This window comes from Actinoplanes sp. DH11 (genome assembly GCF_020873875.1).
In the GTDB taxonomy this organism is placed as follows: domain Bacteria; phylum Actinomycetota; class Actinomycetes; order Mycobacteriales; family Micromonosporaceae; genus Actinoplanes.
Genome location: NZ_JAHWGU010000019.1, coordinates 66,815 through 86,156 on the forward strand (window position 1 = coordinate 66,815; position 19,342 = coordinate 86,156).

The following is a 19,342-nucleotide window of genomic DNA, read 5'->3' on the forward strand; positions in this document are numbered from 1 at the left end:
GTGAGGGCTAGGTTGGGGCCATGCGAGAGACCGTCAGCACGGCCGGCGCCCCCAGCTCACCGTTGTACAGCCAGGCAGTGAAAGCCGGTGGCTTCGTCTACGTCTCGGGCCTGGTCGGCATCGACGTGACCACCGGCGACCTGGCCGGACCGACGATCCAGGAACAGACCCGGCAGGCGCTCGCCAACTGCCGAACCGTCCTGCGGGCGGCGGGCGCGGCCTGGGAGGACCTCGTCGAGGTGGGCGTGCTCCTGGCCGATCCGGCCGACTTCGCAGGCCTGAACGAGGAGTACGCGACCTGGTTCCCGAGCACGCCACCCACGCGTTACGTCGCCAAACTCGGCGTCGAACTACCCGGCGTTCTCGTGTCGATCCGGGTGACGGCCTTCTCCGGCTGAGGTTCATGCGCCCGGTCTTCTCGCGTTCGGCGATCCGGGATCAACCCGGGCCACGATCCCCGGCACCTGAGAGGGCGGTAAGAAAGGTTAGGTCCGTTTCTCGGCGAGGGTGAATATGCCGGGCTGCGTCTCGGTCAGGATGTTGCGGCTGACCAGGCGTTTCAGCTTTGCTCGGGCGCCCTCGACGTGTTTGGGCAGGGGTTCGATGTCGAGGGCGAGGCAGATGTCCTTGGCGCGCATGCCGGTGGTCGCGGCGCCGAGAACGGCGAGGATTTGCTGGTAGGCGGAGCTGATCACGGTCGGCTCGTCGGTGGTGAACTCGGCCGCGGCGAGGGCGCGCAGGGTGTGACGCGTGGTCGCCAGATCAGCCAGCTCGGCGTCGATGCGGGTGGCTTCTTCGGTCAACGCGGCGATCTGTTGCCGCAGCTCGCCGCGGGTGTGCTGGGCGGTGGCTTCGCGTTCGGCGATCAGGCCGAGGATCGTGTCGAGGTGCACCAGCGGGCCCTATCCGTGTCGCCAGGTCGGGGTGCTGTTGCCGGTCAGCCGGCGGACCATGTTGGCCATCGATGCCCAGAGTGTGCGGGACACGCTCGATTCCGGCCGGCTCTCGTACTCGCGCACGAGGCGGCGGTGCAGCATCAACGTGCCGTAGACCTGCTCGACCATCCACCGTTTCTTGACCGGCACGAACCCGGGCAGGGTGTCGGAGCGTTTGACGACCTCGACGTCGATGCCCAGGACCGCGCCGTGCAGGGCGAAGTCCTGCTTGAACCCGGCGTCGACCCAGGCGTGCGTCACTGTCGGGGTGTGTTCGGCGACCTTGTCGAGCAGCCGGATCCCGACGGCGTTGTCGGTGACGCTGGCGGCGGTCACGATCACCGCGATGATCAGGCCGAGCGCGTCCACGGCCAGGCCCCGTTTGCGGCCAGGCACCCGTTTGCCGGCGTCCTTGCCGGTGGTGGCCGCGGGCACGTGGTTCGCGGCCCTAATCGACTGGGTGTCGACCGCGACCGCGCTGGGGTCCTCGGCCCGGCCGGCCTTCTCCCGGGCATGGCAGCGCAGCAGGTCATGAATGGCCTGGTCGGTGCCGTCATCGCGCCACAACGCGAAGTAGTAGTACGTGACCGGCTTCTGCGGCAGGTCGTGCGGCAGATACGCCCACTGGCAGCCGGTCCGGCCCTGATACAGGATCGCGTTCACGATCTCCCGCAGATCCTGCCCGCCGAGCCGGCCCGCGACCGAGACACGCGTGGACCGCCACGCGTCCAGGAAAGGCCCGATCAACGCCCACTGAGCGTCGGTCACGTCGCTGGGGTACCGCTTTCGAGCAGCCATGACCAGCGCAACTCCGCCGGTGATCAGCAGGTCGTGACCATCACTCACCTTTCACCATATCGAGTGATCACTATCTACACCGAACCCGCAGAACGATCTCCAAACGGACGCAACGCATAGATCACCTCGATGGGTGTCGAACCGCCTTCTGATAGCAGGCGGTCTCTACCTGTTGCTGGCGCTGGCGTTACCGAGCCAGATCGGGCTGGGCGACGTGCGCCTCGCCGCGGTGCTCGGTGCCGCGCTGGGCATCGGCGGATGGAGCCCGATAGTCCTAGGCGTGATCCTGCCCTACGTGGTGGTTTTCCCGTTCGCCGTCGCGTACCTCCTGCGTGGTGCGTCCAGGAAGGCTCAACTGCCCTTCGGTCCGTTCCTGGTCGCCGGCGCGGTGCTCGCCCGAGTGCTGACCGGCTGATCGGCTGCGGCTCCGACGTAGGTCACGCGGCACCACCCGCCGGATGCCTGGCACTGGTCGGACCTGGCAGCCGTGCGGCCTTCGGCTCGTTCAGCCCACGCTGCGGCTCTCGGCAGGTGCCTGCCCGGCTCGGCGCGGGCGCGCCGCCGGCTCGGCTGGGGCGTTGGTTCGCCGCGTCGGCCACGAGTTCCGGCTTGGTGCGGGTCGGATGCGTGGCCTGGGCCCGGCGTTCGCCGGTCTGCCCGGCGGCCCGCAGGATCCGGTACATCGTGGACTCCGAGCACCACCAGCGGCCCTCGTCGAGCTCGCGGGCCCACACCTGCGCGGGCGCCAGATCGGCGTACTCGGGCCGGTTCAGTAGCTGCAGCACCTGCTCACGTTCGGCCTCCGACAGCGCCGACGGCGGCGGTTTACGCGGCGTGCGCGGCTTCGGCGGCGCGGGCGGGGTGCGGCGTCGATACAGCGTCGCCCGCGACAGGCCGGTCAGCCGGCACGCGGGCGCGACGCCCCAGACCGCGGTCAGCGCCTGCTGCGCCTCGGCGAGGACGGCTTCGGCATCGGCACGGCCTCCGCGCTCTCGGAGAGCAACTCCAAGAGCGCGTGCGCTTTTCCCATGATCGAAAGCGCGGTCTCGGTCTTGGCCAGCTTGGCCTGCAGACGGGCGTTCTCCCGCTGAAGGCGGGCAAGTTCGGCGTTCTCGGCCTTCTTCGCCGCCCGCGCGGCCGATTGCCGCCGGTCCGTCAGGCCGGCCCCGGCTCCCGCGTCCCGGGCCTTGCGCCAGTCCAGAATGTGTGACCCATAAAGCCGTTCCCGGCGCAGAATCGCCCCGCGAGCCGCCGCATCCGGCGCCGACTCGTACTCGTCCAGGATCCGCGCCTTGAACTCTGCGGTGAATGTCCGCCGCTGGGGCCGGGCGTCCGGATCCAGACTCTCGTGGGGCTTCGACGTCATGCTGATGTGCTCTCCTCAGGGCCGCCTAGGAAGAGCATCCCCTGGTAGACGGGCTGTCTCACATCAGCGTGACAGGGAGGGTTCGGGCGGTCGGCGGCGGCCAACCCAGCCGCAGATTAAGTCTGGAAGCCAAACTTTGTCACCGAGCTGAGTCGATGTGTCCGTCCCTGCACCGTCTACCGGTAGGCCCGCGGCCAGTTGTCATCCACGGCGAACGAGAGCCCGGATACTGATTGCGAGCCCCAGTGCGCACCACGCGAACAGTACGACCAGATCCCGCCCGCTCGCGCTGAAGTCGTCCGACAGCAGTCCCGCGCGGAGCAGGTCGGCGGCCGGCCGGAAGGGGAGCACGTCGTGGACCGCCTGGAACCATCCGGGCAGGTGGCTTTCCGGGAAGGTGATCGGTGAGAACAGCATCACGAAGAACACCAACACCTGGGAGATGAGCTGGGCCAACATCGGGGGCAGGAGCACCGCGATCGCGTAGCCGACCGAGGTCGCCATGATCGCCGAAAGGATGGCCGCCCCCAGCAGCAACGGCCAGTCGATGGAGTAGCTGAAACCGTAACGTAGCTGGGCAATGAGTATCGTGACGGGGATCCCTGGCAGGGCGATGACCAGCCACACGATCAGGTCTGACACCAGCAGCAGCACGCGTGGCACCGGGAGGGCGCGTTGATACGTGAACGTACCGCTGGTGCGCGCCTGGGCCACGCCCTGGGGGCAGATGACCAGGCCGATCACCATCAGTAGGACGGTGGGGGCGCCGGTGGAGAGGAACTGGGCGGTGCGGGTGTCGATGTCGGGGATGAGGAACCCGAACCCGAGGATGAGGGCGGCGGCGATCAGCGCCTGAACGACAAGGAACAACGGCAGCAGCGCGCCGGTCTGAGCCATCGTCCAGCGCAGTAGGGTTCCGTTGATCGTCCACAGGCTGGCGCGGGGCGGAACTCCGACGGGCACCCGCGCCGGGGGCGCCAAGGTGGTCGACTCAGGCATCGGCGAGCTCCTCGGTGGCGGTGGCGGTGGCGGTGGCGTCCACGGCCGCATCATCGGCGGCCGTGGCGGCGAGGTAGGCATCCTCGAGGGTGACGGGGGCGAGAGCGTAGCCCTCGATGCGCTCGTTCGAGCGGAGCATGGTGGCCCAGGCGACGGCAGCTGCCGCGTCCTCCGCCCGGATGGCGAGCAGCACCCGCCGGCCGACGTGGACCCGCCGGGCGATCGGGAACGGCACCTCTTCGTTCCTGGACGGGTCGGAACCATCCGGATGCAGCGAGAGCTCGAGTCGTAGGTCCTGGTTGCTGGAACCGCGGAGCTGACTCGGCGACCCGGTGGCGACGACCCGGCCACGGTTGAGCACGACGAGCTCGTCCACCACCTGCTCGGCCTCCGCGACGTTGTGGGTTACCAGCAGTACCCCAGCTCCCTCGTCACCCAGTCGACGGACCATCTGCCACAGCCGCCGTCGACGGCCCGCGTCCACGTCGTTGGTCGGCTCGTCGAGGATCACCAGCGGCACCGGTGCTACGGCCGCCATCGCGAACGCGGTCAGCCGGCGCACCCCACCCGACAGCCCGCCGCCGTCCGGCCTGGCTCGCCGGCCGAACCACTCGCGGATGTCCAGCTCGTCGGCGAGGGCTTCCGCGGCGGACCGTGCGTCCGCCCGGGACATGCCGCGCAGCCGCGCGGCGATCTCGATCGCAGACCGGGGCGTCAGGCCGTCCAGTGGCGCCTGCGCCTGGGCTTGGAGCGCCACGCAACGGCGCGCCGTCGCCGGATCTACGGTCGCGTCCACGCCCGCGACCCGGATCGACCCGGCGTGGGGCCGAAGTAGCCCCACGACCTGCGAAACCAGTGTCGTCTTGCCTGCGCCGTTGTGGCCCAGCAGGCCGACAACCTCCCCCGCCCTGACCCGTAGATCGACCCCGTCGTTTGCGACGGTCGAACCGAACCGTCTTGTGAGGCCTTCGACCTCCAGCACCGCGGTACTCAACGTTGTCTCCTTGTCGCCCGGTGTGACCCAGCACTCGTCTGTGACCTCAGCGCTCGTGTGACTTCAGTGCTCGTCGGATACCTCCAGGGCACCCATCGGATACCTTTAGTTTTCTAATACCGACGGTATTTATATTCCAAGAGTATGAAGATGACACCGGTACGTCAATTACGATGGCGAGATGGACCGGCTGCCCTCGACGACCGCCCCCCGGGTACGACGAAGCCGTGCCGAGCAGAAGCAGAAAACGCGAGATTCGCTCGTCGCGGCAGGGCTCATGGCGTTCACCCGCGACGGCTATCACGGCGCGACCCTGGACGGGATCGCCAACGAGGCCGGCTTCTCCAAGGGCGCCGTCTACTCGAACTTCGGCGGCAAGGCGGAGCTTTTCCTGGCGGTGATGGACTACAACCTCAGCGTGCTGCGCAGTGACGGCTGGGATCCCTTCGCGCTCCCGAGTACGAATGACGCCGACACCCCCGGGGCGACCGCAGGTACCCCCGACGAGGACGTCGCGGAGATCGTCCGCGGGTTCGGGCTCGCGACACTGGAGTTCATCACGACCGCCGCACGCGACGAGACGCTCATCCATGCGCTACGCGCACGGGTTCAGGTGTTACTCGACGCCTACGGGCGCGTCGCGGCAACCCACCGCTCGGCGGGTGAATGCCTCGCGGCCGAGGATGTCGCACAGCTCATGGCGGCGCTCGACCAGGGCGCATCTCTGCTGGCGCTCAGTGGCGTGGCCACCATCGACGGGGCGCTGATGCGTTCGGGCCTGCGCCGGCTCCTCCTCGATGCCACCAACGCCGCGAACGAGCGGTCACCGTCACCGGACGGCCATGCCTCGCCGCTACCGGACGTCGAGCAGGTGCGGCGCCTGATCCGCGACATGCCCGGCGACTGACGCGGTTAGGCAGATCTGCGGGCCGTCGGCGGGGAACAGTCCGACCAGGACGATCAGGTGAGCAGGAAGGTGGTCCGCGCGCCGGCGGCCGGGCCGGTGGTCAGCCGGCCCCGCGCGTGGCGCAGATAGCGCGTCGGGTCGCCGGCCAGCTCGTCTTTCTGCCGACCTACAGTTCCTGGCTGAACTGGATCGAAGCCGAGTTCGCCGCGCTGCGCTACTTCGCGCTCAACGGCACTGACCACCAGTCACACGCCGAGCAGGACGCCGCGATCGGCGACTACATCCGCTGGCACAACCAGCGAGCCCGACCGAAAACCGGATACGGGACTAACTCCAAGATCCGCCACCCGGATTACCCCTTCTGGCTGATCTGGCGACCACGCGTCACACCCTGCGCGCCCTCGCCGCGGCCGAGTTCACCACCGACGAGCCGACCGTGATCAGCTCCGCCTACCAGCAAATCCTCGCCGTTCTCGGCGCCGCGACCACCGGCATGCGCGCCAAGGACATCTGCCTCGCCCTCGACATCGAACCCCTGCCCAAACACGTCGAGGGCGCCCGAGCAAAGCTGAAACACCTGGTCAGCCGCAACATCCTGACCGAGACGCAGCCCGGCATATTCACCCTCGCCGAGAAACGGACCTAACCCTTCTTACCGCCCTCTGAGGTGTGCGCCCTGACATCTTCGGCCGGTGCCCGCCGCCGGTAGGCCCACGTGGCCAAGCCCAGCGTCACTCCCCATGGCAGCCACACCAGGTTTCCCGCCCAGGCCGCCCAGTTGGCCGGGTCGAACTGCCCGAGTCCCCGCCACATCGTGACGCCCGCCGCGGTGAGCATCACCGCTACGGCCGTGGCCGGCACGACCGCCAGCAGCGGCGGCACCGGCCGGCGGAGCATGCGCGTGCCCCAGCGTTGCGTGAGTCCCAGTGTGAGCAGGCCGCCGCCGGTCGCGGCGCAGGCGAAGACCAGCTCGCGCGTGCGTCCCGCGGGGGAGGACACCATGGCGGTGGTCGCCGCGTCGAGCCCGAACGGATGGCCGGCGGCCCACACGGCCCGGGGCACCGCGTAGACGAGCGGAAGCGCCGCGGCAAGCAGGGTCACCGGCCGGCCCCAGCTCGGTGCGTCGGCGGATCTGCCACGGTGTGCCACCGCCGCCCAGCACACGCCACCCGCCGCGAACCACGCCTGTGCCATCGCGGCCGCTTCCACCCGGTCCCCCCGCAGCATCAGCAGTTCCCCGGCCGCGAGCAGCAGGCGACCGTCCGGCAGCACCAGGAGAAGAGCGACGGCGACGGGCCAACCGGCGATCCGTAACCGCGGGTGGCGGGGCAGCAGTGCCGTCAGCACCGCGCCGGCCACGCCGAGCGCGGCGATGACGAGGCCGGTGGGCAGCGGGTCCAGGCCGGTGAGGACCGCGCCCATGCGGACGGCCCGCTCGTGGTCGTCGAAGGGGAAGCCGGGCCCGCCGGCCGCCCAGGTCAGGCCGGCGGCCGCGGTCGCGGCCGACCATCCGCCGGTCGCGGTTCGCACAAGTCTTTCGTCCATGATGACCAGCGTCGGCGCGGCACCGTCGCCGGCGTACCTGCCGGACGGCCGCAACCGGGCTGTCCCACGCCGCGATCCCCGGCCGTTCGGCAGGTGTGGCCCGGGTGGACGGCTCACTATGGTTGGCAACCGTGATGACGGTCGCCTCGGCAGTGTTGACGGTCGTCGCTGCCGTGGTGGTCATCCGGGGCAGGGACGCGGTCACGGGCGCGGCCGCGGTGGTCGCGGCCGCGGGTTCGATCGCGGTCACGATCGTCGAAAGGACCCCGGGTGGGTCGCCTCCGGTGTGGGGACTGTCGCTGCTGCCGTTGCTCGCCGAGTTCTCGGCGCTGACCATGATCGTCGTCCGGGTGACCCACCGGGCCCGACCGCGCGTGGCGGTGCTCGGGGCCGGTTCGGCCGGGCTGGCGGTCGCGCTGCTCGTCCTGCGGCTCACCGGGCCGCCGTCGTGGCTCGCCGCGGTGGGAGCGTGCGGCTTGTGGGGGCTGACGGCCGTGGGAGCGGCCACCGTGGGACTTCACCTGCGTCGTCAGGACCGGCGGCGGGAACAGGTCGCGGTGGGGGCGCGCGTTGTTCGGGCGCATCGAGCAGGCCGGTCAGCACGCGCTGGCCGCGCTCGACCGGACCGTCCACATGCTGGTGGAGCAGTCACCGGGCCTGGACGACCTGCCCGCGCTGGTGGCCCGCTTCGACGCCGCCGGCCCGGTCCGCGCGGGCTTGAGCCTGGATCCGCTGCCCGCGGAACCGATTCCGGACGACGTCTCGGTTCTTGCCTACCGCACCGTGGCCGAGGCGCTCACCAACGTCCGCCGGCACGCACCCGCCGCCACCGCGGTGCACGTCGCGGTGACCCGCACCGTCCCCGGCACGCTCACCGTCACCGTCACCAACGACCTGCCCCCGGCACCGGCGGCACCGGCGCGGAGCACACCCGGTGGGCGCGGGCTGCCGGGACTCGCCGCAGCCGCGGCAGCGGTCGGCGGACGGGTCGACGCCGGGCCGTACGGCGACCGCTGGCGGCTGCACGCCGTCCTGCCCCTGGCGCCCGGAAAGGGCCGGCCGTGACGCCGATCAGGATCCTGCTCGCCGACGACCAGGAGGGCATCCGGGTCGCCTTCCGCCTGATCCTCGACGCCCAGCCCGACATGACCGTGATCGCCGAAGCGGCCGACGGTGCCACCGCCCTCGAACTCGCCTGCCACCTGCGCCCCGACGTCGTCCTCGCCGACGTGCGCATGCCCGGTCTGGACGGCCTTCACCTCACCCGCGAACTGGCCGGCCCGGCCGTCGCCGACCCCATCCGGGTCATCGTGGTCACCACCTTCGACCTCGACGAGTACGTGCACACCGCGCTGCGCCACGGCGCGTCCGGGTTCCTGCTCAAGCGGTCCGGCCCAACCCTCATGATCGAGGCGATCCGGGCAGCCATGGCCGGCGACACCCTGATCAGTCCTCAGGTGACGGTGCGCTTGCTGAGGCGCCTCAGCGCCCGGACATCTGCCACGGCGGGCCGACCTAGCCCGGAGGTGCTCACCGAACGGGAACGCGACGTCGCCCGGCTGGTCGCCACCGGCCGATCCAACGCCGAGATCGCCGCCGACCTGCACATCTCGGTCGGCACGGTGAAGGGCCACCTCGCCGGCATCCACGCCAGGCTGGCGACCCGCAACCGGGTACAGATCGCAGTCTGGGCCCATGAGATGGGCATGACCGGCCACGAACCTCTCTAGCCGAGGCGACGGCACGCCTGCGGTGAGCTCCGCAGCAGGATCGTCCTGAAGCCGGCCCGGGACGTCGGGGCTGTCATGCGCGGACGATGCGAGGCGTGCTGAGAGCTCGGTTGTCGATGAGAATGCCGGCCCGCTCATGTGGGGAGCAAGCGGCGAAATACATCCGTTGAGCGTCCATGTAGCGGCGGTTGCCCGGATGGTCGGGGTCGGGGTCGGTGCCGTCGCGGGCCGCCATGCGCCTCGCCGTCTCCGTGAAGTCCGCGTCCAGGAACACGGACAGGTCCCAGGCCCCGACGAGTTCGTTGCGATGAAGGAAGAGCCCATCGACGATGAGTACGGTGCCGGCGGCAGCGGTCCGCGTCGCCGGCCTGCGTTCGGTGTCGGTGGCGAGGTCGTGCGCGGCCGGCCGGTAGCGACGATTTCCGCCGGGACCGAACGGCTCCAGCACGTCGCTGTGGAAACGGGCGTAGTTGAAGGCATGCCGCCAGAAGCCTTCGGGTGAGTCGCGCCCCCACTGGTACCGGACCGCTCGGGGGTGATGAAAGTCGTCGAGGGAGACTCGGGCGACAGGGCGACCGAGCGCGCGAACTTCCGCGGCCAGCTCATCGGCGAAGGTGGTCTTGCCCGCCGCGTCCGGCCCGTCGATCCCGACACGGACGCAGGCGCCGTTTCCCGGCACGGGCACGAGACACGCCACCCGCTTGACGACCCGGCACCGCTCGGCTGAACTCGGCACCCGCCGAGCATCGCAGACCGGCTGCGGGTGCGGTGGCACCCGCAGCCGGCCAGGCCTACAGGTTGGCCACGGCGGCGGCCGGGTCCTCCATGGCGTCGGCCACGACGCGCATGAAGCCGGCGGCCGCGCCACCGTCGCAGACCCGGTGGTCGAAGACGAAGGACAACTGCGTGATCTTGCGTACGGTCAACGCGCCGCCCACCGCCCACGGACGATCCATGATCCGTCCCAGGCCCAGCATGGCGACCTGGGGATGGTTGATGATGGCGGCGCTGCCGTCGACGCGGAAGGCGCCGTAGTTGTTGAGGGTGAACGTTCCGGCCGTCAACTCCGCCGGGGTGGACTCGTTGCGGCGGGCCCGGGCCGTCACGTCCCGGATCGCGGCGTCGAGTGCGGTGGTCGTCAGGTTCTGCGCCCCGGTCACCGCCGGCACCACCAGGCCCCGGTCGGTCTGCACCGCCAGGCCCAGGTTGATCTGGTCGAGTTCGACGATCTCCTGGCGTTCGGTGTCGACGCGGGCGTTCAGCATCGGGTAGGCGCGCAGCCCGGCCACCACGAACCGTGCCACGTAGGCCAGCAGGCCCGGCGCCGACGGATCGTGGCGGGTGCGTTCGCGCAGCTCCCAGAGCGCTGTGGCATCGACGTCCACCCAGACGGTCGCCTCGGGGATCTCGGCGCGGCTGCGGGTCAGGACCGCCGACACGGTCTTGCGGAAGCCGGTGAGCGGGATGCGCCGTTCACCGGTGGGAGCCGCTGGGGCAGTGGGGGTGACGGGGGTGGTCGCTGATTCGACGTCGCGGCGGGTGATGACGCCGCCCGGGCCGGTGCCGCGCAGCGTGGACAGGTCGACGCCGGAGTCCCGGGCCAGCCGGCGGACCAGCGGCGACACGACCCGGGGCGCCACTACAGCCGGTGCGACGGGGGGCGGCGGGGTGCGGGGCGCCGGGATCTGCGGCGGGCCGGCGGCCGGCCGGCGATCCCGGGGACGGCGGTGACGGGCGGCGCCACCGGAACCGGGCGTCGTCCCGTACCCGATCAGGACGTTTCCGGACCCGGCCCGCTCCTCCTCCCGATAGGCCTCGGTGGCGGAACCGGCAGCACTCTCCACGGCCGCCACCGTGATCAGCGGCGCTCCCACGTCCAGGGTGGTGCCCTCGGCGGCGTGCCGGGTGGCGACCCGGCCGGCGTACGGGGACGGCACCTCGACCATCGCCTTCGCCGTCTCCACCTCGACGACCGGCTGGTCGACCTCGATCACGTCGCCCTCGGCAACGAGCCAGCGCACGATCTCCGCCTCGGTCAGGCCCTCACCGAGATCGGGCAGGACGAAGGCGCGGGCGGCAGTCATGCGTACTCCCACTGCAGTTCGTCGACCGCGTCCAGGATGCGGTCCACCGACGGCAGGTGGACGTGTTCCAGTTTCGGCGGCGGGTACGGGATGTCGAAGCCGGTGACGCGGCGGATCGGCGCGTGCAGCGAGTGGAAGCAGCGCTCGGTGACCCGGGCCACGACCTCGGAGGACACGCTGGCGAACCCGGCCGCCTCGGCCACCACCACGGCCCGGCCGGTGGACCGGACGGCGGCGCACACGGTCTCGTCGTCGAACGGGACGATCGAGCGCAGGTCCACCACCTGCAGGCTGCGGCCCTCCTGCGCGGCCGCCTCGGCGGCCTCGAGGGCGACCGGGACGGCCGGGCCGTACGCGATGAGCGTCGCGTCCGTGCCGTCCCGGCGCACCACGGCCTGGCCGATCGGCGGCACCGGTGTGGACAGGTCCGCCTCCGCGCGCGAGAAGTAGAGCTTCTTCGGTTCCAGGAAGATGACCGGGTCGGGGGATTCGACGGCGGCGCGCAGCAGGCCGTAGGCGTCGGCCGGGTCGGACGGCGCCACCACGTGCAGGCCGGGGGTGTGCGCGTAGTACGCCTCCGACGAGTCGCAGTGGTGTTCCACCCCGCCGATGCCGCCGGCGTACGGCACCCGCACCACGATCGGCACACCGACCCGGCCGCGGGTCCGGTTGCGCATCTTCGCGGCGTGGCTGACCAGCTGCTCGAACGCCGGGTAGGCGAACGCGTCGAACTGCATCTCCACGACCGGCCGCATGCCGTTCATCGCCATCCCGATCGCCATGCCCAGGATGCCGGACTCGGCGAGCGGGGTGTCGAAGCAGCGCTGCTCACCGAACTCGGCGGTCAGCCCGTCGGTGATCCGGAAGACGCCGCCGAGCGGGCCGACGTCCTCCCCGAAGACGACCACCGAGTCGTCGGCGCGCAGGGCGTCGCGCAGCGCCCGGTTCAGGGCGTTCGCCATGGTCAGTTTCTCCGGCATCAGCGGGCCTCCTCACGGGACAGTTCGTCGGCGACGACGGCCATCTGCTCGCGGAGCTGCGGTGTCGGTTCGGCGTAGACGTACGCGAACAGCTCCCGGTAGTCGGCGACGGGTTCGTCACCGAGTCCGGCGCGCATCCCGGCGGCCAGACTGTCAGCCGCGGCCCCGTACTCTCTGATCTTGTCCGCGCCGATCAGGCCGCGCCCGCGCAGATAGGTCTCCATCCGGGTGATCGGGTCGCGGGCCAGCCACGGCGTCACCTCGCCGGACTCGCGGTAGCGGCTGGGGTCGTCGGCGTTGGTGTGCGCCTGCACGCGGTAGGTGTGCGCCTCCACCAGCTGCGGTCCCTCGCCGGCGCGGGCCCGGTCCACCGCGGTGCCGAGCACGTCCAGCAGCGCCGCCACGTCGTTGCCGTCGACCCGTTCGCCGGGGATGCCGTAGCCGATGCCCTTGTGCGCCAGCGAGGGCGCCGCCGTCTGACGGGCCAGCGGCACGGAGATCGCATACTCGTTGTTCTGGACGAAGAAGACCACGGGGGTACGGAAGACCGCCGCGAAGTTGAGCGCCTCATGGAAGTCGCCCTCGCTCGTCGCGCCGTCACCGCAGACCGCCATGACCACGGTGTCGTCGCCTCGCAGCCGGGCCGCGTGCGCCACCCCGACCGCGTGCAGCAGGTGCGTCGCCAGCGGCGTGGCCTGCGGCGCCACCCGGGTGGCCTGCGGGTCGTAACCGCTGTGCCAGTCACCGCGCAGCAGCGTCAGCGCCTGCACCGGGTCGACGCCGCGCGCCACGATCGCCGCGGTGTCCCGGTAGGTGGGGAACAGCCAGTCGCCGTCGCCGAGCACCTGCACGCAGGCGACCTGGCAGGCCTCCTGCCCGTGCGACGAGGGGTAGACCGCGAGCCGGCCCTGACGGACCAGGGCGTTGGCCTGGTCGTTGAACCGGCGGGCAGTGATCAGTGCAGCGTACGCGCGGACAAGCGCCTGAGGGTCGGGCATCTCGTGGCCGTCGCACGGAACGGGGTGGCCGTCCGGGTCGATGAGCGTCACCGGCTCCGTGGACGGCAGCAGGTGTGCTGCGTCACGTGTCATGAACGGATTCTGATTCCCGCGCCAAATGAACACCAGATGTGCTCCAAGAACGAGATATTGTTTCGCTCCGCCTGCTGTACGGGGGCCGAACGTCTCATATTCACAGTCGTGGGTGCGCCCCGCGAGACAGGTGGCCCCGTGCTCGACGACACCGACCGGCGGATCCTGCGCGAACTCGCTCGCGACGGACGCATGTCCATGCGAACCCTCGCCGAGACGTTGCACATCTCGCGCGCCAACGCGTACGCCCGCGTCGCCCGCCTCCAGCAGAACGGCGTCATCCGCGGCTTCCACGCCGACGTCGACCCGGTCGCGGCCGGGCTGACCACGGCGGCCTACGTGACCGTCAACCTCCAGCAGGCCAACTGGCGCGAAGTGCTGACCCGCCTGCGCGCCCTGCCCGGTGTCGTGCACATCGGCCTGGTCGGCGGCGACTTCGACGTGATCCTGCTGGTCCGCGTCGCCGACAACACCGAGCTACGGCACCTGGTGCTGGACGAGATCCAGGGCATGCAGGGCGTGGTGAGCACCCGAACCCTGCTCCTCTTCGAGGAGTCCACCCCGTCCCGCGAAGGTCCCACCCCGCCCTGACCGGCGTCCCGGCGCTCTGTCCGGTTCGCTACTGACCGGCCCGCGCATGTCCCTGGCGGACGAGAATTCCGATGCACGACATCCGTGGGAAGCGGTGGGCGACATGGGCGGCAACGACGACCGGGCCGGGGCGGACAGAGCGGCGTCCAGCCGGCGAAGTCCGCGGTTCAAGCGGCTTATCTGGGCAACGGATCGGCGTCGCCTCGACACCTATCTCGAAGCGTACGAGGATGAGCTGGAAAAGCTCATTCGCATGGCTGACCCACCGGTGGCTGAGAACGGTGCGAAATCCTCGGCGTTGAGGGTGGTCCGGCGCGCTAAACGCGAAGTCCAGAACGGCAGCACGAACACCGGATGGTCCTGCTACAACGCCGCCAAGCGCATCGAGGCCCTGGGGTTCGACCAGAAAGAACTCGAGCGTCTGCGGGACGCTGTGCTGGCGGAGACCCAGGAGAAGGTGCGGTCCTCGTGGCGGCAGCACGGCCTCATCGTGTGACAGTGGAGAAAAACGCGGGAATTCTGGCCATCGCGTTTGTTGCCGCCTTCAGCGATCGGCTGGTACTGCATGTTGTCGAAACGGTCGAAGGCGGCAGCCGGAAATGAGCCCGCCCCGCGACCTCCCGCTATTAAGTCGTCAGTAGCGGAACACCTGGTCGGACACCCGGAAACGGTGGTCGCACTCCGTGCAGGTGGTGCGGCCGAAGAGGTAGGTCAGCGCGGTGGCCACCGACGGCTGGCCGGCTTCCAAGCTCGCCTCGTGCAGCCGGCGACCCGCGCCGTCCAGGTCGGCCGGGGCCGCCGGCCGCAGCGGCGGCCCGAGGACCAGTGCCAACGTCGTCCCGCAGTGCGGGCACTCCAGCTCGATCTCGTTCTCGTCGATGCGATGAAGTTCGGCGCCCCACAGTTCGTCGCCTTCCAACGCCACCGCCGCCTGCAGGCGATGGATGAACAGCCCCGCGTCGGCCGGCGAGGCCAGCCAGTCGCCGGCCAGCGACCGCAGGGCCGTCAAGGCTTCGGCGTGCCGGGGCCAGGCCGCCTCGTCGACATCGGCCGCGAGGTGCCCGGCCAGCAGGAGGACGTTGTCCCGGTCGGCCGGTGCGAATCGGGCGGTGATCGCCGGGAGGCGCTCGATCAGCAGCGCGCGTTCGTCGTCGTGGATCCCGACATGGCGGACCTCTTCCAGCAAAGAGTCCCAGGCGTACGAGTACGCGTCCGCCTCAGCCGCCGCCAGCATTTCCTCGACCGTTGTCACGATGCGCATCGAACCACAGGGCGGATCCCCGGCCTGTCCCGCATGTGTGTCGGGGGTCACAGCGGAATCGCCAACCTTTTCTGGTCCTGCGCGTCCTCCCGGGTGACAGTGCACCGACTGACAACGCTGGAGTTCGACATGCGCAGATCCACCCGGTCCCTCGCGATCGCCGCCGGAGCCGTGGCCGTCATCGCCGTCGGCGGGGTGTCCGCCGCGGCAGCCTTCGCCGACGACGCGACGCCCGTGCCGGCCCCGACCACGTCACCGGCGGCCACTGCCTCACCGGCGGCCACTGCCTCACCGGCGGCCACTGGGTCACCGGCTGTCACCGCGGAACCGGCGTCCCCGGGCGCGACCGAGCCGCCCGCGGCTGTCGAGCCGACCGTGACCGGTGAAGCGACCGCCACCGCCGAACCGGCTTCCCCGGGCGCGACCGTCGCGCCCACCCGGACCGCCGCCACGCGCAACCCGACCGCCGAGGCCGCTGAGCCCACCCCGGCTGGCGAGGCGACTCCCGAGCCCGGTCCGACCCGGATGACCACCGCGGCCCCGTCGCCGGAATCGACGGTCGTGGCCGGTTCCTGAGGTCGCGCGCGCCGGCCGCCCGCGCCACCACCCGCACGGCCGGCCGCGCGCCGGGGCGCACGGCTGGGTCAGCCGGACCAGCGGCCGGCGCCCCGCCGTACCATCTCGAGTCCGACCCACCCCGCGAGGCCCTTTGTGATCTTCGTCTTGCCGATGCCCAGGTCGCTGCTGCGCTGGTGGCGAGGACCCGCCTCGGCCACCGCGGTGACGACAGCAACCGGAACGCCCGCGATCGACGAGCTCTACCGGGCGCGCCGTCTGCCACTGGTCCGGCTGGCCGTACTCATGGTCGACGACCTGCCCACCGCGGAGGACATCGTCCAGGACGTGTTCACCCGGCTCTGGCGCCGGCACGGTACGGGCCTGGACGCCCTCGACGATCCGCACGCGTACCTGGTGTCCGCCGTCATGAACGCGGCCAGGTCGGTGCTGCGCCGGCGCCGGATCGCCCGGGCCTATCTGCCGCAGCGCCCGGATCCGGCACCGGCCGCCGAGGACGAGGCGCTGCTCGGGGCGGGCGACCGGGAGGTGATCGGCGCGCTGAGCCGGCTCACCACCCGGCAGCGGCAGGTGATCGTCCTGCGCTACTGGTCGGGTCTCTCGGAGCGGGAGATCGCCGGCACGCTGCGGATCACCACCGGAACCGTCAAGTCGACCGCGCACCGAGCCCTGACACTGCTACGCGCCGAACTGGGGGAGAGATGACCGAAACCGATCTGGAACGGCGCCTGCGCGGAGCCCTGGCCGCTCGAGCCACCGCCGTCACGAGCCGCGACCTGCGCCACGAACCGGCGCCCTCCCAGGCCGCCAGGCTGAGCGGGACGGGAGCACCGTCGCCGTCCCGGCGTGGCACCCGGGCCCGGTGGTGGCTCCCGCTGGCCGCCGGCATCGCCGCCGCGACGGTGTCGATCACGGCGTTCGCTCTGCTCCGGCCCGCCGACCCGGCGCCGGCCCCACCGGCCGCACCGGCCTCGCCGTCCCAGCCCACCGTGCCGGCCTCGCCGTCCCAGCCCACCGTGCCGGCCTCACCGTCCCGGGCGCCCGGGCAGCCCTCGCCGGCTCTGTCGGCCTCGCCGACCTCAGCGGCGTCCCCGACAGCGACAACGACATCCACAACGACACCGGCGTCACCGGCAGCGACCACACCAGCTTCAATCCCGGCGGCCACGCCGACCGTCGCACCGCCCACGCCGTCGCGTTCCTGGTCCACGGCCGAGCCGAATCCGCCCGCGTCCGATTCGAGGGCCACCCTCGCGCCGACCCGTGCGGGAAGCACCGCTGACCAGAGGAACTGAGGTCACCGCCGGCGTGCGGGATTGGGATCAGCGTCCGGCCCGGCCGGGATAGCCGGCACGGAGGCCGAGATCGCGGTGCCGCCGCCCGGCTCCGACTCGATGTCGAGCCGGCCGGCGAGCCGCTGCACCCGCTGACGCATGCCGGCGAGCCCGAACCCACCGTCACCGGATCCACCGGCACGCCTGACGGCAGGTTCGAAGCCGATGCCGTCGTCCCGGACGTCGAGTGTCACCAGGTCCTCCATGTACGACAGGGTGAGCCCGACGCGGCTGGCCCTCGCATGTTTGGCCACGTTGGCGAGCGCCTCCTGCGCGGCTCGCAGCAGCGTCACCTCGACGTCGGCGTGCATCGGCCGGGGGTCGCCGGCAGTGGTCAGGACCGCGTCGATGCGGTGCAGCTCCGACCAGCGCCGGACCACGTCCCCGACCGCCTCCGGGAGCTGAGCCTCGGCGAGCAGTTCGGGCTCGACGGCGTGGACGGTGCGGCGGGCCTCGGTGAGGCTTTCCCGGGCCAGGTTCACCGCGTTCGTCAGGTGCCGGTCCAGGGCCGGCGGCTCGTCCATCCGCTGCTGGGCGGCCTGGAGCTGGGTGACGATGCCGGTGAGGCCCTGCGCCAGGGTGTCGTGGATCTCGCGCGCCATCCGTTGCCGCTCGTCGAGCACCCCGGCCTGCCGCGCCCGGACCAGCAGCTGGGCGTGCAGTGCCGCGTTCTCCGCCAGCGCCGCCTCGATCGTGAGATTCGCCTCGTGCAGTTCGGCGACGGCCTGCCTCTGCCGGCGCTCGCGCTCGTCGGAGATCTCGATGAGGTGGAAGGACCCCGAGGCCAGCACCGTACTGATGACGCTGATCGCCAGCCACGCCCACCAGAAGCCGCCGGTGAGGGTGGCGAGGCCACCGAGGTACGCCACCGCCATGGTCATGGAGGTGACGGCGGCGCCGGCGTACCTCCGGCGGCCTCTGAGGTGGTGGAACGCGTGCGGATAGCCGAGGAAGGCGAAGAGGGCGTACCAGGGCGCGACCGCGACCAGGCCGGCGGCGAGGACCATGAGCCCTGCGGAGTACAGGCCCATCAGCGAGGCGTACGCGTACCGCCGCGCATGCCCGACGTGGAACCAGAGCAGCCAGACCGTGGCCGCGAACGAGAGCCCGAGCGCCGCCGGAAGGTTCGGTGACACTCCCCAGAGCGGCAGCAGCAACGTGATGAGCGTGCACGCGGCAAGCAGGACGTACGGCAGGAGCCGCAGGACCGCCGTCTCGGTGCGCTCCCCGCGATCCAACTCGGCGCGCAGCTCGGCCTCGATGCTCACGGACAACTCCCAGCGGCGGCGTGCTGCCATGATGGCACGCCGCCGCCCGTGTCACCGGGGCCGGTGTCACCAGGGGATCTCGCCGGCATCTTCGAAGAAGCCGCCCGTCGGGCCGTCGTCGGGCAGGGTGGCCAGGCGTACGGCTGTCGCCGCGCCCTGCGCCGGGGTGCGCACGCCACGGAAGCCGTTCAGGTCGGTCGCCACGAAGCCGGGACAGGCCATGTTGATCAGGATGCCGGTGCCGGCGAACTCCCGGGCGTACTGGAGGGTCACGGCGTTGAGGAACGTCTTCGACGGCGCGTACGCCACCGCCACCGGCCCGGTCGTGGTTGTGCCACCGGGCCCGGACTGCCTGGTCAGCGAGCCGACGCTGCTGGACATGTTGACGATCCGCGGCGACGGCGAGCGGCGCAGCAGGGGCAACATGGCGTTGGTGACGCGTACGACGCCTATCACGTTGGTTTCCACCACCGCCCGGATCGTGGCCGGGTCGACGAGGCTGGGTTCCTGCGGGACGCCGCCGGTGATGCCGGCGTTGTTCACCAGCACGTCGAGGCGGCCGAAGCGCTGCTCGATCAGGCTCGCGGCGGCGGTTGCGCTGGCGTCGTCGGTGACATCCAGGGGTACGCCGAACGCGTCCACACCTGCCGCCCGCAACTTCTCCACGGCGTCCGTCCGCCGCTGCTCGTCGCGGGCGCCCACGCCGACCCGGTGACCCAGCGTGCCGAGGCCGGCCGCGATCTCGTACCCGATGCCCTTGTTCGCGCCGGTGACAAGCGCAATCTTCATGTCGGTCATGCCATCGATCGTGGCTACCGAGGGTGAGAGCGGACAACACCGTCTCGGTCCGGCACGATACCGTACGGGTATCGCCACGTGGTCC

The 19,342-nt window shown here is 71.1% G+C and carries 26 protein-coding genes; 12 read left to right on the plus strand and 14 right to left on the minus strand.

Going from position 1 to position 19,342, the window contains the following annotated elements; translation table 11 throughout:
• Nucleotides 1-20: 20 nt before the first annotated feature.
• Entirely contained in the window at nucleotides 21-398 is a 378-nt protein-coding gene (locus LPA41_RS25880) for a RidA family protein (protein WP_229073379.1), read from the plus strand.
• Nucleotides 399-485: 87 nt separating this feature from the next.
• On the opposite strand, the gene LPA41_RS25885 is transcribed toward LPA41_RS25880, so the two are convergent.
• Nucleotides 486-893, minus strand: a complete 408-nt coding sequence (locus LPA41_RS25885) for a hypothetical protein (RefSeq protein WP_229073380.1) — start codon at nucleotides 891-893, stop codon at nucleotides 486-488.
• A gap of 9 nt (nucleotides 894-902) precedes the next feature.
• Nucleotides 903-1,733: an IS5 family transposase gene (locus LPA41_RS25890; RefSeq protein WP_255690288.1), complete on the minus strand. Its 831-nt coding sequence runs from the start codon at nucleotides 1,731-1,733 to the stop codon at nucleotides 903-905.
• 133 nt (nucleotides 1,734-1,866) lie between these two features.
• Here LPA41_RS25890 and LPA41_RS25895 point away from each other — a divergent pair, with 133 nt between their 5' ends.
• Nucleotides 1,867-2,148: a hypothetical protein gene (locus LPA41_RS25895; protein WP_229073382.1), complete on the plus strand. Its 282-nt coding sequence runs from the start codon at nucleotides 1,867-1,869 to the stop codon at nucleotides 2,146-2,148.
• Nucleotides 2,149-2,170: 22 nt separating this feature from the next.
• Here the strand turns inward: LPA41_RS25895 and LPA41_RS25900 are convergent, their stop codons facing one another.
• The 4 genes from LPA41_RS25900 to LPA41_RS25915 form a co-directional block, all read right to left on the minus strand.
• A complete protein-coding gene (locus LPA41_RS25900; protein ID WP_229073383.1) occupies nucleotides 2,171-2,518 on the minus strand; it encodes a hypothetical protein in 348 nt (115 codons plus the stop codon).
• A 149-nt stretch (nucleotides 2,519-2,667) separates the two neighbouring features.
• Entirely contained in the window at nucleotides 2,668-3,099 is a 432-nt protein-coding gene (locus LPA41_RS25905) for a hypothetical protein (RefSeq protein ID WP_229073384.1), read from the minus strand.
• 201 nt (nucleotides 3,100-3,300) lie between these two features.
• Nucleotides 3,301-4,098, minus strand: coding sequence for an ABC transporter permease (locus LPA41_RS25910; RefSeq protein WP_229073385.1), 798 nt, complete (start codon nucleotides 4,096-4,098; stop codon nucleotides 3,301-3,303).
• Nucleotides 4,091-5,080, minus strand: coding sequence for an ABC transporter ATP-binding protein (locus LPA41_RS25915; RefSeq protein WP_229073530.1), 990 nt, complete (start codon nucleotides 5,078-5,080; stop codon nucleotides 4,091-4,093). Before LPA41_RS25915 ends, LPA41_RS25910 begins: the two co-directional genes overlap by 8 nt.
• 193 nt (nucleotides 5,081-5,273) lie before the next feature.
• On the opposite strand from LPA41_RS25915, the gene LPA41_RS25920 reads away from it, so the two are divergent.
• From LPA41_RS25920 to LPA41_RS25930, 3 genes are all read left to right on the plus strand, one after another.
• The gene (locus LPA41_RS25920) at nucleotides 5,274-5,999 is read left to right on the plus strand and encodes a TetR/AcrR family transcriptional regulator (protein WP_229073386.1); all 726 of its coding nucleotides are present in this window, start codon (nucleotides 5,274-5,276) and stop codon (nucleotides 5,997-5,999) included.
• Between the two features lie 116 nt (nucleotides 6,000-6,115).
• Nucleotides 6,116-6,439 (plus strand): hypothetical protein, encoded by a 324-nt coding sequence (locus LPA41_RS25925; protein ID WP_229073387.1) that lies wholly within the window; start codon nucleotides 6,116-6,118, stop codon nucleotides 6,437-6,439.
• Complete coding sequence (locus tag LPA41_RS25930; protein ID WP_229073388.1) at nucleotides 6,436-6,645, plus strand: hypothetical protein; 210 nt, start codon at nucleotides 6,436-6,438, stop codon at nucleotides 6,643-6,645. The genes LPA41_RS25925 and LPA41_RS25930 overlap by 4 nt, the downstream gene beginning before the upstream one ends.
• Here the strand turns inward: LPA41_RS25930 and LPA41_RS25935 are convergent.
• Nucleotides 6,642-7,544, minus strand: coding sequence for a hypothetical protein (locus LPA41_RS25935; protein WP_229073389.1), 903 nt, complete (start codon nucleotides 7,542-7,544; stop codon nucleotides 6,642-6,644). The two genes, LPA41_RS25930 and LPA41_RS25935, sit on opposite strands and share 4 nt — an antisense overlap.
• A 570-nt stretch (nucleotides 7,545-8,114) precedes the next feature.
• On the opposite strand from LPA41_RS25935, the gene LPA41_RS25940 reads away from it, so the two are divergent.
• Both LPA41_RS25940 and LPA41_RS25945 read left to right on the plus strand, forming a co-directional pair.
• On the plus strand, nucleotides 8,115-8,609 hold the full coding sequence (locus LPA41_RS25940) for a sensor histidine kinase (protein WP_229073390.1): 495 nt from the start codon (nucleotides 8,115-8,117) through the stop codon (nucleotides 8,607-8,609).
• Nucleotides 8,606-9,274 carry a response regulator transcription factor gene (locus LPA41_RS25945; RefSeq protein WP_229073391.1) on the plus strand — a complete coding sequence of 223 codons (669 nt, stop codon included), beginning with the start codon at nucleotides 8,606-8,608 and terminating at the stop codon, nucleotides 9,272-9,274. The genes LPA41_RS25940 and LPA41_RS25945 overlap by 4 nt, the downstream gene beginning before the upstream one ends.
• A 73-nt stretch (nucleotides 9,275-9,347) precedes the next feature.
• On the opposite strand, the gene LPA41_RS25950 is transcribed toward LPA41_RS25945, so the two are convergent.
• From LPA41_RS25950 to LPA41_RS25965, 4 genes are all read right to left on the minus strand, one after another.
• On the minus strand, nucleotides 9,348-9,959 hold the full coding sequence (locus tag LPA41_RS25950) for an AAA family ATPase (protein ID WP_229073392.1): 612 nt from the start codon (nucleotides 9,957-9,959) through the stop codon (nucleotides 9,348-9,350).
• Between the two features lie 106 nt (nucleotides 9,960-10,065).
• Nucleotides 10,066-11,358, minus strand: coding sequence for a dihydrolipoamide acetyltransferase family protein (locus LPA41_RS25955; RefSeq protein WP_229073393.1), 1,293 nt, complete (start codon nucleotides 11,356-11,358; stop codon nucleotides 10,066-10,068).
• On the minus strand, nucleotides 11,355-12,338 hold the full coding sequence (locus tag LPA41_RS25960; protein WP_229073394.1) for an alpha-ketoacid dehydrogenase subunit beta: 984 nt from the start codon (nucleotides 12,336-12,338) through the stop codon (nucleotides 11,355-11,357). Before LPA41_RS25960 ends, LPA41_RS25955 begins: the two co-directional genes overlap by 4 nt.
• Complete coding sequence (locus LPA41_RS25965; RefSeq protein ID WP_229073395.1) at nucleotides 12,338-13,429, minus strand: thiamine pyrophosphate-dependent dehydrogenase E1 component subunit alpha; 1,092 nt, start codon at nucleotides 13,427-13,429, stop codon at nucleotides 12,338-12,340. The genes LPA41_RS25960 and LPA41_RS25965 overlap by 1 nt, the downstream gene beginning before the upstream one ends.
• A gap of 138 nt (nucleotides 13,430-13,567) precedes the next feature.
• On the opposite strand from LPA41_RS25965, the gene LPA41_RS25970 reads away from it, so the two are divergent.
• Entirely contained in the window at nucleotides 13,568-14,020 is a 453-nt protein-coding gene (locus tag LPA41_RS25970; protein WP_229073396.1) for an Lrp/AsnC family transcriptional regulator, read from the plus strand.
• 46 nt (nucleotides 14,021-14,066) lie between these two features.
• Complete coding sequence (locus LPA41_RS25975) at nucleotides 14,067-14,516, plus strand: hypothetical protein (protein WP_229073397.1); 450 nt, start codon at nucleotides 14,067-14,069, stop codon at nucleotides 14,514-14,516.
• 138 nt (nucleotides 14,517-14,654) lie between these two features.
• Here the strand turns inward: LPA41_RS25975 and LPA41_RS25980 are convergent, their stop codons facing one another.
• On the minus strand, nucleotides 14,655-15,272 hold the full coding sequence (locus LPA41_RS25980) for a hypothetical protein (RefSeq protein WP_229073398.1): 618 nt from the start codon (nucleotides 15,270-15,272) through the stop codon (nucleotides 14,655-14,657).
• Nucleotides 15,273-15,410: 138 nt separating this feature from the next.
• Between LPA41_RS25980 and LPA41_RS25985 the strand changes: the two genes are divergently transcribed.
• The 3 genes from LPA41_RS25985 (at nucleotide 15,411) to LPA41_RS25995 (ending at nucleotide 17,139) form a co-directional block, all read left to right on the plus strand.
• A complete protein-coding gene (locus tag LPA41_RS25985) occupies nucleotides 15,411-15,857 on the plus strand; it encodes a hypothetical protein (RefSeq protein ID WP_229073399.1) in 447 nt (148 codons plus the stop codon).
• A 153-nt stretch (nucleotides 15,858-16,010) separates the two neighbouring features.
• A complete protein-coding gene (locus tag LPA41_RS25990; RefSeq protein WP_229073400.1) occupies nucleotides 16,011-16,562 on the plus strand; it encodes an RNA polymerase sigma factor in 552 nt (183 codons plus the stop codon).
• A gap of 157 nt (nucleotides 16,563-16,719) precedes the next feature.
• Nucleotides 16,720-17,139 carry a hypothetical protein gene (locus LPA41_RS25995; RefSeq protein ID WP_229073401.1) on the plus strand — a complete coding sequence of 140 codons (420 nt, stop codon included), beginning with the start codon at nucleotides 16,720-16,722 and terminating at the stop codon, nucleotides 17,137-17,139.
• A gap of 15 nt (nucleotides 17,140-17,154) precedes the next feature.
• On the opposite strand, the gene LPA41_RS26000 is transcribed toward LPA41_RS25995, so the two are convergent.
• Nucleotides 17,155-18,459 (minus strand): sensor histidine kinase, encoded by a 1,305-nt coding sequence (locus tag LPA41_RS26000; RefSeq protein WP_229073402.1) that lies wholly within the window; start codon nucleotides 18,457-18,459, stop codon nucleotides 17,155-17,157.
• A 66-nt stretch (nucleotides 18,460-18,525) separates the two neighbouring features.
• The gene (locus LPA41_RS26005; protein WP_229073403.1) at nucleotides 18,526-19,257 is read right to left on the minus strand and encodes an SDR family oxidoreductase; all 732 of its coding nucleotides are present in this window, start codon (nucleotides 19,255-19,257) and stop codon (nucleotides 18,526-18,528) included.
• Between the last annotated feature and the right edge of the window lie 85 nt (nucleotides 19,258-19,342).